Here is a 13,118-nt window from a genome sequence, read left to right on the forward strand (position 1 = left end):
CCATTCCAAATTCAAGGAACGTTAACTGAGCTTCAAAAATCACAAATCCAAAAGGATCAAACATTTACTGCAACTGCAAAAGCAAATAGTAAGCAGAAATGGACAGGGAAAATTACAGAAGTAAGTGAATTCCCAACAAGTGCAGAGATGGCGCAAGCAGCTGGCGCCGGTGAAGGCACACAAAATATGTCTCAGTATACATATAAAGCAAGTCTAGATGGGCAAGAAGGTTTATCTCCAGGTTATCATGTATCGCTACAAGTAAGCTTAGAAAATAAGAAGATAATTGCGGTTCCTAGTAAGAGCATTGTAGAAAAAGACGATGATGCATTTGTTTATGTAGAAGAAAAAGGAAAGCTTCGTAAACAAAATGTGAAAAAAGGTTCTACTGACGGAGACTGGACAGAAGTTCTTGAAGGCGTAACAGTGGGGCAAAAGGTGGTTAAAAATCCTTCCGACAATGTGTATGACGGAATGGAAGTGAAAGAAAAATGATTACGTTAAACAATATTCATAAAACATATTATCAAGGGAAACTTGCAGTACCGATTTTGCATGGTATTAGTTTAACGATTCAAAGTGGTGAGTTTGTTTCGATTATGGGACCATCTGGTTCCGGAAAATCAACACTCATGAATATTATCGGTTGTTTAGATCGTCCAACAGAAGGCGAATATATGTTGAATAACGTGAATATCTTAACAGCAGACGAGGCAAAACTTGCCCTTATTCGGAATGAATATATCGGTTTTGTATTCCAGCATTTTAACTTATTGCCACGTCTTTCAGCGGTAGAAAATGTAGAGCTTCCACTTATCTATGGTGGTGTGAAGAAAGCTGAGCGCCGTCAAAGAGCTCTTGAAGCGCTTGGAAAAGTCGGATTATCAGACCGTGTGCATCACTTACCCAGTGAACTTTCAGGTGGACAAAAGCAGCGTGTGGCGATTGCTCGTTCCATTGCGAATGATCCAACGTTTATTATGGCTGATGAGCCAACTGGTGCTCTTGATACAAAATCAGGGGAACAAGTTATGGATATATTCACGAAGTTAAACGCAGAAGGTACGACGATTGTTATGGTTACACATGAGGAAGAAGTTGCGGCGTATTCTTCGCGCCGAATTGTGTTAAGGGATGGGAAAATTACAGAAGATAGAAGGTGTGCGGTATGAGTTTACTAGATAGTATCAAAATTGCCCTATCTTCTATTTTAGCTCATAAACTGCGCTCAGCACTTACGATGCTGGGAATTATTATCGGTGTCGGTTCTATTATTACTGTTGTTGCGATTGGGCAAGGTGGGGAAGCAATGTTAAAGTCACAAATTGCTGGTTCTGGTAATAATGTCATGCCAATCCACTTCGCTGCGGATATTAATGATCCGTATGGAATGGGAGCGAGTGAAATACCGAAAATAACGGAAGAAGACATCTTTGAAGTGAAAAAGCTCCCGGAAATTTCTCATGTCATTACAACAAATAATACGATGGAACCACTTGAAATTAATGATAAAAAAGAGATGGTTAATGTTATTGGACTAGATAGTGAGTATTTTGAAGTCAATAAGACGAAAGTAGTAAAGGGTCGCTCACTCAATGAAAACGATATTTCGCAAGGAAATAACGTGGTCATGATTAGTACGAAAATGGAAGATGAGTTGTTTAAGAAAGAGAATCCTGTTGGGAAAATTATTGAGATGAAGGGTCAACCGATGCAAATTATCGGTGTGTATAAATCAGAGAATTCGTTTATGGGAATGGGTCCTTCAGAGGCGCTAGTTCCTCTTACGTTATGGCCAACTTTATACGGAACAGATGAAATTCAAAGTATCGCTGTACAGTCAAAAAATGTAGATAGTTTGGAGACTGCCGGCAAAAAAGCAGTTGAAGTGTTAAATAGTCGTAAGCCAAGTGAGATTTCCGGTAAATACGAAATGGTGAATTTAAAAGAATTCCAAGAAGGTGTTTCGAAAGTAACAAGTATCATGACGATGATCATTGGCGGTATCGCTGGAATTTCATTAGTCGTTGGTGGTATTGGTGTAATGAACATCATGCTTGTATCCGTAACAGAGCGTACGCGTGAGATTGGGGTACGTAAAGCACTTGGAGCAACGCGCAGTAAAATCTTGCTGCAATTCCTAATTGAAGCCGTTATGTTAACGCTTCTTGGTGGATTAATTGGAATCGGCCTTGGCTACGGAGGCGCATATATTGTGTCCACATTTGCAAAATGGCCACCTCTCGTTTCATGGGAAGTTGTCGTTGGCGGTGTGTTATTCTCGATGACGCTCGGCATTATCTTCGGATTAATTCCAGCGAACAAAGCAGCGAAATTAGATCCAATTGAAGCACTTCGTTACGAATAGATTGCTAGTGTAGTAGAGGGGGCTCCTCTACTACACATACATAGTGTTCTGATGGGCGGTTCGCCGCCTCTAGTAAAGAGGATGCGAACCGCCCGTTAGAACGGGTTATATAAATACAAGGAGGTTTTTTAGAATGGAACCGAATGTTAATTCGCAAAAGGTTAGTGGAGAAAAACCATCTTTACTAGGAATGATCACATCTCCTGGCTTACAGTTTGAGAGAATGAAAGCGACTGATAAGGTTTGGGGTATGTTCTTTTTGGTTGCGTTGTTACAAGCACTTGTAAATGGATTATCTACATATGTGGCGCAATCATCGCCTGAGATGATGGAAATTCAGAAGAAATTTGGCACAGGTCAAGAAGAATCTATCGGATATTTAGTTGGTAAGTCAATCGGTTCAGGTTTTATTGGGATAATAATTGGAACTCTTATTGTAGCAGCTGTTTATAAAGTCTTTATGATGTTTTTTGGAAATGATACTCCTTACAAAAAATTGTTAGCTATTATTGTATATCCAAGCATTGTTGTTGTTATTGGTGGACTTATTAATTCTCTTTTAGGTTTAATTTTTGGAAGTGGTGTAACTGGGTATACAAGCTTAGCACCATTATTTGACCAAGGTACTATAGGGTATGCAATTGGTAGTGTAGTTGAGATATTTTATTTATGGAATATCGTATTAATTTGGATTGGATTACAAATTACAGCTGGGTTAGGAAAAGTAAAAGCTGCGGTTCCAATTGTTGTTCTCTTCATTATTAAAGCAGCGTTCTTAAGTTTAATTGTTATCGTATTAGTAAAGTTTATGCAAAGTTTCAATGGATAAGAATATGTGCAGAAAACGGCTCGATTAGGAGCCGTTTTTTTATTTTTGTATGTATTTGAAATACTAGGCCTCGTATTTCAAATTTCCTCTACAGATATTTGAAATTTCCCTATGCAGAATTTCAAATATCTCACCATGAAATCCGCTTTATCTTCTTATATTGTAAAGGTACCGCGGAATAACAAAGAGGTATACCTTTTAGAAATAGGCACGATATGAAACCGGCTACTTTTACAGAAACAGTTACGTTGTATGAAAAGATGATTAAAAATCAAATGAAGAGGCTTTGTCTGTACCGGGATTATGAAGAGTACTATCAATGCGGTTTAATTGGACTTTGGAAGGCATATGAAAAGTATGAGGAAGAGAAGGGGACTTTTTCAGCTTATGCATTCGTAACAGTGCGCGGATATTTAATAGAGAAGTTGAAGAAAGAAAGTAGATTTCAAAAGCGGCATACATTCGCTGGACAGGAAATTTTGCAAAATGTATGCGGAGCGGAAGCATCATCAGAAGTTCAGGATTATATGAGTTTGTTAGATGAGAAAGAGAAACATATTATTTACGAACGTTTTTATGTAGGAAAGAAGATGCATGAAATTGCTGAAGAGATGGGGATGACGTATCATCAAGTGAGATGGGTATATCGGCAGGCACTGGGGAAGATGCAGGCTGAGATATAGGAAATATAAAATGGAGACAAGAGGATATCTTGTCTCCATTTCGTTTATCTTGCCTTAACGGGCAGTAAGAGCCCCGCGACTGATTAAAGTTTCACTTTATGCTAGAAATCGTTATGAAAATCATCAAGCATCATTTGAGCGATTAAATTACCAGCTTTTCTCCATTGCTGTTTCATTTTGTAGCAGGTTATGGGAAGAACTGCTGTTTCTTCATTATAAAAATGTAGTATTGCTTGATTATTCATGTCTTTCTTTATTACTTTAATACCTTTGTAGAAGACCCAGATGCAATCCCAAGCGGTAGGTGATTTTGTCGGAATGGCACAAATGAATCGCCGATGATTAATTGGGATCGGTGTATTTTGTCGTAAATCCCATTTTTTAATAATTGCTTTCCGCCTGCCTTCATATGTGGAATAATTGTGTAAGATAATCAATTCTTTTATTAGTTCTAAAGGTGTCTTAGGTGAGTAGAGAATTCCTTTGGTGGTATGGATTTGAGTACGATAAAACGGATCTTCATAAGACATCATCATCATTACGGTACTAGAAATAGCATACAGATTAGCTGGATCATGCACCTGAAAAGCCTCCCTTAAAAAATATTGGTTTTTACATATTTCAGTATATAGATGGAATATAAAAACAATTTTAATTATTTGTAAATATTTGTAAATTTAATTTTACCTTGTAAATAGTAAGTTTTCTGTATAAGTTCATTTTAATTTTTTGACATATAAGTTGTTTTGCATACGAAAATGAATCTATACTTTTTTATCTCTTAAAAAGAAAGAGTTTCTATCGCTTTTTAAGTTAGGTTTATATAATTTGCATCACTTGTACATATATATGAAAATAGAAACAGTTAGGCGGTGATAGAATATGAAACGGAAGTATATCATTATTATGGCACTTGTTGTCCTTCTTTTCGTATATTTAGCAAGCAGCAACCCAAGTAAAGGGGAATATACAGAATGGGCAGCAAAACAATTTATGAATCGCAATGATATTAGTAAAAAATTAGCAGAGGTTGAAAAAGAAGATCCAGATGGGCTTGTTGGTGAACTTGCGACAATTGGTAAGAAGTTAGCGAAGAAATATGTAGAGCCACAAGTTGATGTGTTGATTAACCATTATACAAAGCGAAGCGATTATATTTTCTTCTCGACATATACGACAGAATTTACACTAGGGAAAGAAAATTATAAATATGTTTCAGTCGGGTTTTCTCATATTTTTATTCCGATTGAGATGCCGAAGAAAAAAGACGAAGCTGCAAAGTAATGCAGCTTCGTCTTAATCGTTTAAGGAGCAATTGTTACTTCGGATACTGTCTTTTCAACAAGGCGTGCTCCTTTTTTACGGGTATTTTCACCAAGTGATAAGAAAATTGTAGAGGAGAGAAGCGTGTCCATCACTTGGTTAATGTTTTGTTCATTCACAGGTGTAATCGGATTGTCGATAGAAAAGACAACGGTTTTTCCATCCTCTTTCAAGAAAATGAGCTCAAGTACTGTCATTTTCATTTACCTCCTTTTCATTAGAATTTTACGGATTCGAGATGTCAGATGTGCTTAAAAGTTGAACAGCATGAAGCTTTAATTCTTGCAATGAAGCAAGTGCATGTGCAACTTCATGCACCTTTGCTACATCAGCGTTTGGTTTTACTCGTTTAAACTGTTTGTTTTTAAGAATTGCTTTCCCGTTTTTGTCTGTGCCGCCGTTTAGGACAAGGCGTAAGCTTAAATCAGTTACAATTGTTTCAATCGCCATGTTTTTCACCCCCTTTTCATCATATATATAGGGGGCAATGGTCATATTTTGGCGTGAAATTTTTTCTTTTTTTTGGTACTCTTAGAAGAATGAGAGAGGAGTTTCTACAGATGAATCGTAAAAGGTTAGTTTGGATTCCCGTTTTACTATGGATCGGGATTATTTTTTATTCTTCAGCGCAGCCGTATAAGAAGCAGGATATGCGCTCAGATATTGAACAGTACGTGAACGTAGAATTTGTGAAAGAACATTTTTCATGGGTATCCATTGATTACGGCGGAGGTACACCAGTTAGTATTGCGAATAAAGGTGTTGGCGGCTTTATTGAGTTTTTCCTGCGTAAGGGAGCTCATTTTATGGTGTTCTTTATGCTTGGAGCATTGGCATACTATGCATTGTATCGTTCAGGATGCTCGAGGAAGAGATCCTTTTTATTTGCACTTCTTTTTGTCGCTGGGTATGCAACATTCGATGAAATTCATCAATGGTTTACAGGTGACCGTACACCGATGTGGCAAGATACAGTTTTAGATACGTCGGGCGGATTGACAGGTATTATAATAAGTAATTGGTTTTGGTATAGAAAAAGGAGCTAACCTTTGGGGTAGCTCCTTTTTTTCATATATCGGTGGTTATTATACACCGAGTAGTTCTTTCAATTCGTCTGTTGATAGTTCTGTCATCCAGCTGTCACTTGTGATGATAGCGCTACTTAGCGATTGTTTACGCTCTAGCATTTCATCAATTTTTTCTTCGAGTGTACCTGTTGTAATGAGTTTATGAACGTGTACAAATCGCTTTTGACCGATGCGATAAGCGCGGTCTGTCGCTTGGTTTTCCACAGCTGGATTCCACCAGCGGTCGTAGTGAATGACATGGTTTGCGGCAGTTAAATTTAGACCTGTGCCGCCAGCTTTTAATGATAGGATGAAGATGTCGTATGTTCCATTTTGGAACTGTTCAATCATTTTATCGCGTTCTATCTTCGGCACACTACCGTTTAGGAAGAGAACACGTTGACCGAATTTCTCTTCTAATATTTTTTGTAACATATTTCCCATTCCGATATATTGGGTGAAAATTAAGCAGCTTTCATTTTGATCTTTTATATTTTCAATCAGGTCCATTAATGTTTGTGTCTTCATGGAGCGCTGCACAATATCTCTCGGTGAATCTTCTTTTAAATAAAGCGCAGGATGATTACAAATTTGCTTTAGCTTACTAAGCATCATTAGAATAAAACCGCGTCTTTCAATGCCTGTTAAGTTTTCGACGTTTTGTAGCGTGTCTTGTACGAGCTGTTCATAAAGTGATGCTTGTTCAGCTGTTAGCGGGCAGTATGCTTTCTGTTCTTGTTTTTCCGGTAAGTTTAATGCAACTGTTTGATCTTGTTTCGTCCGGCGTAGTAAGAATGGTGAGATGAACCTTTGTACTTGCTGGATTTTTGCTTCGTCACGATCTTTTTCAATCGGTGTTACGAAGCGACGCTGAAACTGACCTAGGCTTCCGAGATATCCGTGATTCAAGAAATCGAAAATAGACCATAGCTCTGCTAAACGGTTTTCCATCGGCGTACCTGTTAAAGCAATTTTATGATTTGCTCGCAATTGCCGAACAGCTCTTGATTGTTTCGTTTGCGGGTTCTTTATATTCTGCGCCTCATCGAGAATGATGGCATCCCAACATTGCGCGCTTAGCTCCTCTTCATCGAGTTGTGCTAATGCATAAGAAGTTAACACAATATCTGCATCTTGAAGGAAGTCCTTAAATGAATCACCTTTTGAGCGGTTGCTTCCATAATGTAGTTGCACTCGTAAGTTTGGCGCAAAGCGTTCAAATTCTTTCTGCCAGTTTCCAAGAACAGATGTCGGTGCTATTATGAGCGCCGGGCCTGTTTGGAGGCGGTTTTCTTTTACGTATAATAGGTAAGCAATGGTTTGAATACTTTTTCCAAGACCCATATCATCTGCTAGCAATGCTCCAAATCCGAGCTCTCGTAAATATAAGAGCCACTCTACACCATGCTCTTGGTAGGGGCGAAGTGTAGCTTGCAAGGAGGAGGATATTTGAACTTTTGGAATGTCTCCAATATGCAGTAGCTTTTGAAAGAGCTCTTCGTAATAACCATCTAGCTCAATTTCAATGTCTGTAAATGGATTGTCTTCTTCTACGATTTCTGCTTCAGCAGCGTTTGATAAGTGCTGCTGCAAGACATCCTTCATTTCAAGTCCATACTTATCTGCGCGCTTCATTAGTTTTTTCACTTCTTCAACAAAGGCAGGGTCGAGTCGCATCCATTGTCCGTTTAAATTAAAGAGTCGTTTGTTTTGTTCGACCAGGTCAAAAAATTCACTCTCTGATAGGTCGATACCATCTGTGGAAACGCGCCAGTTGAAATCGACGAGAGTGTTCATGCCGAAGAAGGATTGTGTTTGATTCGCATTCTGCTTCAGTTGAACGCGTAACTTCGGTTTTGTTGCCTTTAAATTCTGCCACCAAGATGGTAGTAGAATATCAACGCCGGCTGCTAATAATTCGTTACTTGCTTCTGTTAGGAAGCTCCATGCTTCTGTTTCATAAAGCTCAGTTCGAAAGTGATCATCTTCCTTAAGCCATGGAACGAGTTTGCCGAACCCTTCCTGCGTTTCTTGAATACGCTCTTCATAGCTATGCCATCTTTTTGGTAGTGAATCGATGCTAGTATATACATAGATCCGGTGTGCTCCGCGCTTTGTCGTAATAATCGTTTCAAGCTTCCACATTTCAAAGTCATCTTGCGGCTCTTGGAGGCGAAGACCGATTGTAAAGGGAAGGTCATCCTCAATGTAACCAATTTTTCGGAGCCAATCTTCTTCATGCATCGCTGCTGTAAGCTGTTTCTTCGTAAAATCATAGTGCTCATATAGCCTTTTTGCATCCTCCCAGCCATCACTCGAGCGCGTGTCCTGAAGAATACTTTCATTAATTGCCTGAGAGAAAAGTGATGATAGTGTATCATCTTCAGTTGAAACATTGTTCACTTTCCATGATGGGCGATCGGACCAGCTCTTCATATCAGGTATAAAGCTTCCAGTCACAAAGGCATCCCATAGTTCCTTTGCATCAGGTGTAAGTGTGGTAATGGGACCATTCATTTTCAGCCTGGCAAATGAATTCATTGGCCTGTTGGCGATATATTCAAATGCCTGAACGTTCGTTAGCATAATCCCACTTCGACCTTCATATGTAGCTTCTTTCAAGAAGGTGCCATAGAAGGAAGTCGAATGCCATGTGAAGGCATGTTGTTTCCAATCTTTTATAGGTAAGAGATTGCCGACTTCATCTTCTCCCCAAAGAAACCAACCTTGATTTACGTGCTGGAGCCGAATTGTTACTTCAGTTTGTATGATCATCGATTAATTTTCCTTTCCGGAGTTCTTCCTGTAGTGCTCTTAGGCGTGAATATGAGTTGGTGATATGGATAATGAAAGTGTGCCATTCATCTGTTCGTTTGAGCCGCTTATAGAGCATGCGTAATTTCTTTAAGTAACGGACCGCCCGGCGGTATGACTTGCGATTCCGTTCTTCAATTGCTTGTACGGCTGCGAGATGATAGAGCGGAAGAGCTGCATCTGGTGCTTCTTTTTCGATTTCTTTTAGTGGTTCTTTTAATAGTTCAATGGCTTCAAATCCGTACAAAAGATGAAGTTCTGTCCATGTATAATATTGTTTTTTTGCTAGTATATAGTGCTCGTAGTTTGTGAAGCTGTATGGCAATAGCTCTTGCAAAATCATTTCAAGACCAGCTTGTTCATTTGTGTGCGTTGCATATGTTTCATACATCATAATGAACAAACGGACGATATCTTTTATAAAAATAGGGTCGGCTTTATCTTTCATTGTGTTCTTCACTTGTTTATATGTGAAAGAAAGCCAGTTTTTGGCGCGTTCCCATTGCATAGTGCTCAGTAAATCTTCGAGCCAATCGAAATAAAGACCGACAACTTGCGCTGGTTGTGTTTCGAGCAAGTCCATAGCAGAATTGTCTTCTTGTTTTAAAAAGAATAGATGAGAAGCGGCGAGTGCTTTCGATAGTGGATGCATCTTCTCGTCAATTCGTTTTTCTTCTTCGTGTATCCAAGCTATTTTTGCTAGTAGCTCTCCCCATATATGCCGGTAAATAAAGAATCTTTCCTGTGTATAGGAGTCGGTAGAGAAGAAAATATCATGCATTCGGCGAGCTGTTTCTTGCAAAATTGGTTCACTTTCAGCTGGAATCGATTCTGACTTCAAGTCACGTACAAGTGATTCAACTTTATCGACAAAGAGACGAACAACTTGAATTGGTTGGTGATAGGAATACTTTTTGTTTGTCTCAAAGTCGCTGGCTTCTTCTAATAACTTCTGAAAGCAAAAAAGTGCGCCGTGTAATTTGAACAATTCATGAATGGCAACGATGCGCGGTGCTTTTCGTTCTAATTTCATATAAAAGTCTGTAAAGATACTCATAAGAAAATACATTTGTTTATATGAGAGCCGTGCTTGTTCTTTTTTAAATGCGCCATATTCAGATTCAAAATATGCGTGCCAACTTTTAAAATCCGTTTCTTCAAATGCAGACGATTGTAATACTTGCCTTGCTGTTCGAATCGGAGGGAGTGATGGCTTCGTTTTATTTTTAAATAATGCTAATACTTCTCCCACTTGTCCGAAGCTAGAAGCAGCAGATAGTAAAACAGCAAGCATGTGCTCACATTGCGTCGGCGCAAAGCAATCACAATAACTTTCTGCGATATCACGAATCGGAATATGAACGCTATACACGTTCCCTTCAGCGTCTACGGTGCCTGACAACGTATAGCCATCAAAATCAACGTTGTAGACAAGACCGCTACGATATAAGTGACGAGCAGTGGCAACATGTACTTGATCGGCTTCTTGCTGCGGATCAAGTCCTTGAACAAATTCATTCGCGATCATCATAATTTCATCTTTCGTAATTGAATGTTGCAGCATAATTTTCCTCCGTACAAAAGATTTCTTTCCTCTACCATTATAAACAAAAAGCTGTGAAAACAGAAAAAATGAATTTGCGAATCATATGTTGAAATGCGAAAAGACTATCTCTTTTAGAGAAAGAGATAGTCTTTTCGCATGATATATCGCCAATTCTACAAAATACGAAAAGCTTGTACATATGGATCCTGTAGAATTCTTTCTATTAATGGAAGCATTTCTTCTTGAAATGGTATATCAATTGGAAATGGTTTTTGTGATCCTGGCTTAATCCCGTATTGCACGAACTTATACTGAACCGATTGATCGTAATTGAGCACGATTAATTTATAGCGATTGTCATCATGCTCAAGTGAAAAATCAATTGTTGTCCCATCATGATAGGGCTTTGGTGTACCAATCCAATCTATTTTTGCATTCAGGTTCATATTGTAACCTCCTTATTGTTATTATAAAAAAATAAAAGCCAGCCCTCAAATAATAAGAGGACTGGCTGAATTTTTAGCAGTAATTGATTATTTTAAAATTTTCACTTTTACAGTTTTACGTCCCCATTTATCAGCAGCTGAATCAGAGCCAACTAGAACGTCGATACGGTTACCTTTAATTGCACCGCCAGTGTCACCAGCAATTGCTTCTCCATATCCTTCTACCCATACTTTTGATCCTAGTGGAATCACTTTCGGATCAACAGCGATCATCTTCATGTTTGGATTCGCTGTTAAGTCATGACCCATTGCAGTTAATACACGGCCACCATATGTGCCGCCATTTTCGCTCGGATGAGCTGTATATGCAGTCGCTACAACTGTTAGTTCACGGCCACCAGAAGGAGCGTTTGTTTCTGCTGCTTTTACTTGAGTAGCAGGTTTTGCTTGTGCTACTGGTGCTTCTGCTTTAGCAGGTGCTGTAGTTTTAGCAGTCGCTTCTGCTTTAGCAGGTACAGGCGTTTCTTGTTTTTCAATAACAGGTGCTGTACCTGTTAAGAAAGGAACATGAACGTAAGCTGTTTTCCCATTATATTCGAATTGTAACCACTCATTTTGTACTTGGTTCGTTGTTTCAATCATATCGTCTTTCTTAAGCGTACCAAGAATTTCTGAGTTTGTGTTCGCTTCAGCACGTACGTTTAATACGTTTGCTGTTACGTAATAGATGCTTTTTGTGAATTCTGCATTTACGAATGCGTCTTTACCATCTAATTTGATTTTTGACCATCCGTTTTCTGTATTTGTAACATCTAGTTTATGACCATTTAATACTTTGCCTACAACTTGTGATCCAGTAGTTGGGTTCTCTCGTACATTTAATACGTCTGTTGTTACAACAGTTTCTGCTTGTGCAGAAGTAGTGAAAATCCCAAGACCAAAAACTGCTGCTGTTGCTATACCAATTAATTTTTTCATGATAGCCTCCATTGCGTTTGTTTTCGTGTCCTCATTATAGCAACAGTTTTTTTCGGAATTTGGGAAAACACACAATTACAAACCATTCGTAACAAATCATTAATACTCTGTAATATAGAAAAAAATAATAGAAAGCGGTTTTCGTTCCATGTTTTTCGGAGGTTTAGTAGATATCTCTATTATTTGTAACTCAAAGGATGTTTTTCGATTAAGATAATAATGTTGCGCGATCGTTACGACATGGTTACTAAAAGGTTACATTCCTTGAGTAATTCGTCGATATATAACTAAAATAGTTATATAAACATAAACAATTTGTTTATTTGCTCACAAAGAAGTGCTATATCCTACAAAAACAACCGCATAATTGTTACAAAAAGAAAGGGGCGCAATCCGTGCATGTGCCTTTTTTACAACTGTAACACATCATTTTTGGGGAAAAACACACTTTTCCATTCGCATCTATCTCATACCAACGGACAGTCATACTCTTCTTTTCCATTCTTAAAGGGAATAAGGAGGAAGGAACTGTCTATCAAGAGCTCAATTGGTGAAGGCTCATTTTCGCGGGGCTTAAGAAAATCACCACAAGAAATATTTCATTTTATCCAGCTATTCGTGAATAGCAATATGTGCATCTCAATATTTAGAGAAGATATCTCTATAAAAGCTTGATTGATGAGAGAAAATTATCAGTGTGGAATGAAGAAAACCCACTCACTAAAATTGTTGTTTATCCGATTTATCTCATTAACATTATGTATCGCATGGGGGATTATTCCTGAGTCTGTTATTGGAAAAGGTAGTTTAGGAAATGTAACAGCTACAATCCAAACGGCGTTAGTAAGTAAGTTTGGTTCTCTATTATTTCTGTTTCTATTTTCTTAGGTTTAGCTATCTTTTTAATCTTTTCAAAATATGGTTCAATCCGTTTAGGGAATGAGGACGATAAACCAAATTATAGTTATTTGACAGGGTTTGTGATTTTATTTAATTTGTCGCATATTGTCGGATATTTGCTGTAATGTGTAAACTATTGATATATTGACAAACATAATCCAAAT

At 38.2% G+C, this 13,118-nt stretch carries 14 protein-coding genes and 1 pseudogene; 8 read left to right on the plus strand and 7 right to left on the minus strand.

Annotated elements, in window-relative coordinates:
- The 5 genes from M014_RS29815 to M014_RS0124210 all read left to right on the plus strand — a co-directional run.
- Positions 1–495, plus strand: a 495-nt coding sequence (locus M014_RS29815) for a hypothetical protein (RefSeq protein ID WP_026593989.1), incomplete at its 5' end; no start/stop codon positions are given.
- On the plus strand, positions 492–1,172 hold the full coding sequence (locus M014_RS0124195) for an ABC transporter ATP-binding protein (RefSeq protein WP_026593990.1): 681 nt from the start codon (positions 492–494) through the stop codon (positions 1,170–1,172). The genes M014_RS29815 and M014_RS0124195, both read left to right, overlap by 4 nt.
- A complete protein-coding gene (locus M014_RS0124200) occupies positions 1,169–2,368 on the plus strand; it encodes an ABC transporter permease (protein WP_026593991.1) in 1,200 nt (399 codons plus the stop codon). Before M014_RS0124195 ends, M014_RS0124200 begins: the two co-directional genes overlap by 4 nt.
- Positions 2,369–2,501: 133 nt before the next feature.
- Positions 2,502–3,197, plus strand: coding sequence for a Yip1 family protein (locus tag M014_RS0124205; protein WP_026593992.1), 696 nt, complete (start codon positions 2,502–2,504; stop codon positions 3,195–3,197).
- Positions 3,198–3,412: 215 nt separating this feature from the next.
- On the plus strand, positions 3,413–3,880 hold the full coding sequence (locus tag M014_RS0124210; protein WP_026593993.1) for a sigma-70 family RNA polymerase sigma factor: 468 nt from the start codon (positions 3,413–3,415) through the stop codon (positions 3,878–3,880).
- A gap of 101 nt (positions 3,881–3,981) precedes the next feature.
- On the opposite strand, the gene M014_RS0124215 is transcribed toward M014_RS0124210, so the two are convergent.
- Positions 3,982–4,461 (minus strand): competence protein ComK, encoded by a 480-nt coding sequence (locus tag M014_RS0124215; RefSeq protein ID WP_155924363.1) that lies wholly within the window; start codon positions 4,459–4,461, stop codon positions 3,982–3,984.
- 301 nt (positions 4,462–4,762) lie between these two features.
- On the opposite strand from M014_RS0124215, the gene M014_RS0124220 reads away from it, so the two are divergent.
- Positions 4,763–5,164 (plus strand): DUF4359 domain-containing protein, encoded by a 402-nt coding sequence (locus M014_RS0124220; protein WP_026593995.1) that lies wholly within the window; start codon positions 4,763–4,765, stop codon positions 5,162–5,164.
- Positions 5,165–5,184: 20 nt separating this feature from the next.
- Here the strand turns inward: M014_RS0124220 and M014_RS0124225 are convergent, their stop codons facing one another.
- A complete protein-coding gene (locus M014_RS0124225; RefSeq protein ID WP_026593996.1) occupies positions 5,185–5,400 on the minus strand; it encodes a DUF2922 domain-containing protein in 216 nt (71 codons plus the stop codon).
- A 28-nt stretch (positions 5,401–5,428) separates the two neighbouring features.
- Entirely contained in the window at positions 5,429–5,653 is a 225-nt protein-coding gene (locus M014_RS0124230; protein WP_026593997.1) for a DUF1659 domain-containing protein, read from the minus strand.
- A gap of 110 nt (positions 5,654–5,763) precedes the next feature.
- Here M014_RS0124230 and M014_RS0124235 point away from each other — a divergent pair, with 110 nt between their 5' ends.
- Entirely contained in the window at positions 5,764–6,249 is a 486-nt protein-coding gene (locus tag M014_RS0124235; protein ID WP_026593998.1) for a VanZ family protein, read from the plus strand.
- Positions 6,250–6,288: 39 nt separating this feature from the next.
- Here M014_RS0124235 and M014_RS0124240 read toward each other — a convergent pair whose 3' ends face one another.
- The 4 genes from M014_RS0124240 to M014_RS0124255 form a co-directional block, all read right to left on the minus strand.
- A complete protein-coding gene (locus M014_RS0124240; RefSeq protein ID WP_026593999.1) occupies positions 6,289–9,045 on the minus strand; it encodes a DEAD/DEAH box helicase in 2,757 nt (918 codons plus the stop codon).
- Positions 9,029–10,648, minus strand: a complete 1,620-nt coding sequence (locus tag M014_RS0124245) for an SWIM zinc finger family protein (protein WP_026594000.1) — start codon at positions 10,646–10,648, stop codon at positions 9,029–9,031. Before M014_RS0124245 ends, M014_RS0124240 begins: the two co-directional genes overlap by 17 nt.
- 155 nt (positions 10,649–10,803) lie before the next feature.
- A complete protein-coding gene (locus tag M014_RS0124250; RefSeq protein ID WP_026594001.1) occupies positions 10,804–11,076 on the minus strand; it encodes a DUF3910 family protein in 273 nt (90 codons plus the stop codon).
- 87 nt (positions 11,077–11,163) lie between these two features.
- A complete protein-coding gene (locus M014_RS0124255) occupies positions 11,164–12,054 on the minus strand; it encodes a cell wall-binding protein EntA (protein WP_026594002.1) in 891 nt (296 codons plus the stop codon).
- Positions 12,055–12,756: 702 nt separating this feature from the next.
- Between M014_RS0124255 and M014_RS28830 the strand changes: the two are divergent.
- Positions 12,757–13,067: pseudogene (locus M014_RS28830) on the plus strand (BCCT family transporter); the annotation flags it as partial.
- Positions 13,068–13,118 lie beyond the last annotated feature (51 nt).

This window comes from Bacillus sp. UNC437CL72CviS29 (genome assembly GCF_000482345.1).
Classification (GTDB): domain Bacteria; phylum Bacillota; class Bacilli; order Bacillales; family Bacillaceae_G; genus Bacillus_A; species Bacillus_A arachidis.

Excerpts from the sequence above, each read along its gene's own strand:
- M014_RS0124195 (WP_026593990.1), top strand. The coding sequence starts at position 492 with ATGATTACGTTAAACAATATTCATAAAACATATTATCAAGGGAAACTT.
- M014_RS0124200 (WP_026593991.1), top strand. The coding sequence starts at position 1,169 with ATGAGTTTACTAGATAGTATCAAAATTGCCCTATCTTCTATTTTAGCT.
- M014_RS0124205 (WP_026593992.1), top strand. The coding sequence starts at position 2,502 with ATGGAACCGAATGTTAATTCGCAAAAGGTTAGTGGAGAAAAACCATCT.
- M014_RS0124210 (WP_026593993.1), top strand. The coding sequence starts at position 3,413 with ATGAAACCGGCTACTTTTACAGAAACAGTTACGTTGTATGAAAAGATG.
- M014_RS0124220 (WP_026593995.1), top strand. The coding sequence starts at position 4,763 with ATGAAACGGAAGTATATCATTATTATGGCACTTGTTGTCCTTCTTTTC.
- M014_RS0124225 (WP_026593996.1), bottom strand. The coding sequence starts at position 5,400 with ATGACAGTACTTGAGCTCATTTTCTTGAAAGAGGATGGAAAAACCGTT.
- M014_RS0124230 (WP_026593997.1), bottom strand. The coding sequence starts at position 5,653 with ATGGCGATTGAAACAATTGTAACTGATTTAAGCTTACGCCTTGTCCTA.
- M014_RS0124235 (WP_026593998.1), top strand. The coding sequence starts at position 5,764 with ATGAATCGTAAAAGGTTAGTTTGGATTCCCGTTTTACTATGGATCGGG.
- M014_RS0124240 (WP_026593999.1), bottom strand. The coding sequence starts at position 9,045 with ATGATCATACAAACTGAAGTAACAATTCGGCTCCAGCACGTAAATCAA.
- M014_RS0124245 (WP_026594000.1), bottom strand. The coding sequence starts at position 10,648 with ATGCTGCAACATTCAATTACGAAAGATGAAATTATGATGATCGCGAAT.
- M014_RS0124250 (WP_026594001.1), bottom strand. The coding sequence starts at position 11,076 with ATGAACCTGAATGCAAAAATAGATTGGATTGGTACACCAAAGCCCTAT.
- M014_RS0124255 (WP_026594002.1), bottom strand. The coding sequence starts at position 12,054 with ATGAAAAAATTAATTGGTATAGCAACAGCAGCAGTTTTTGGTCTTGGG.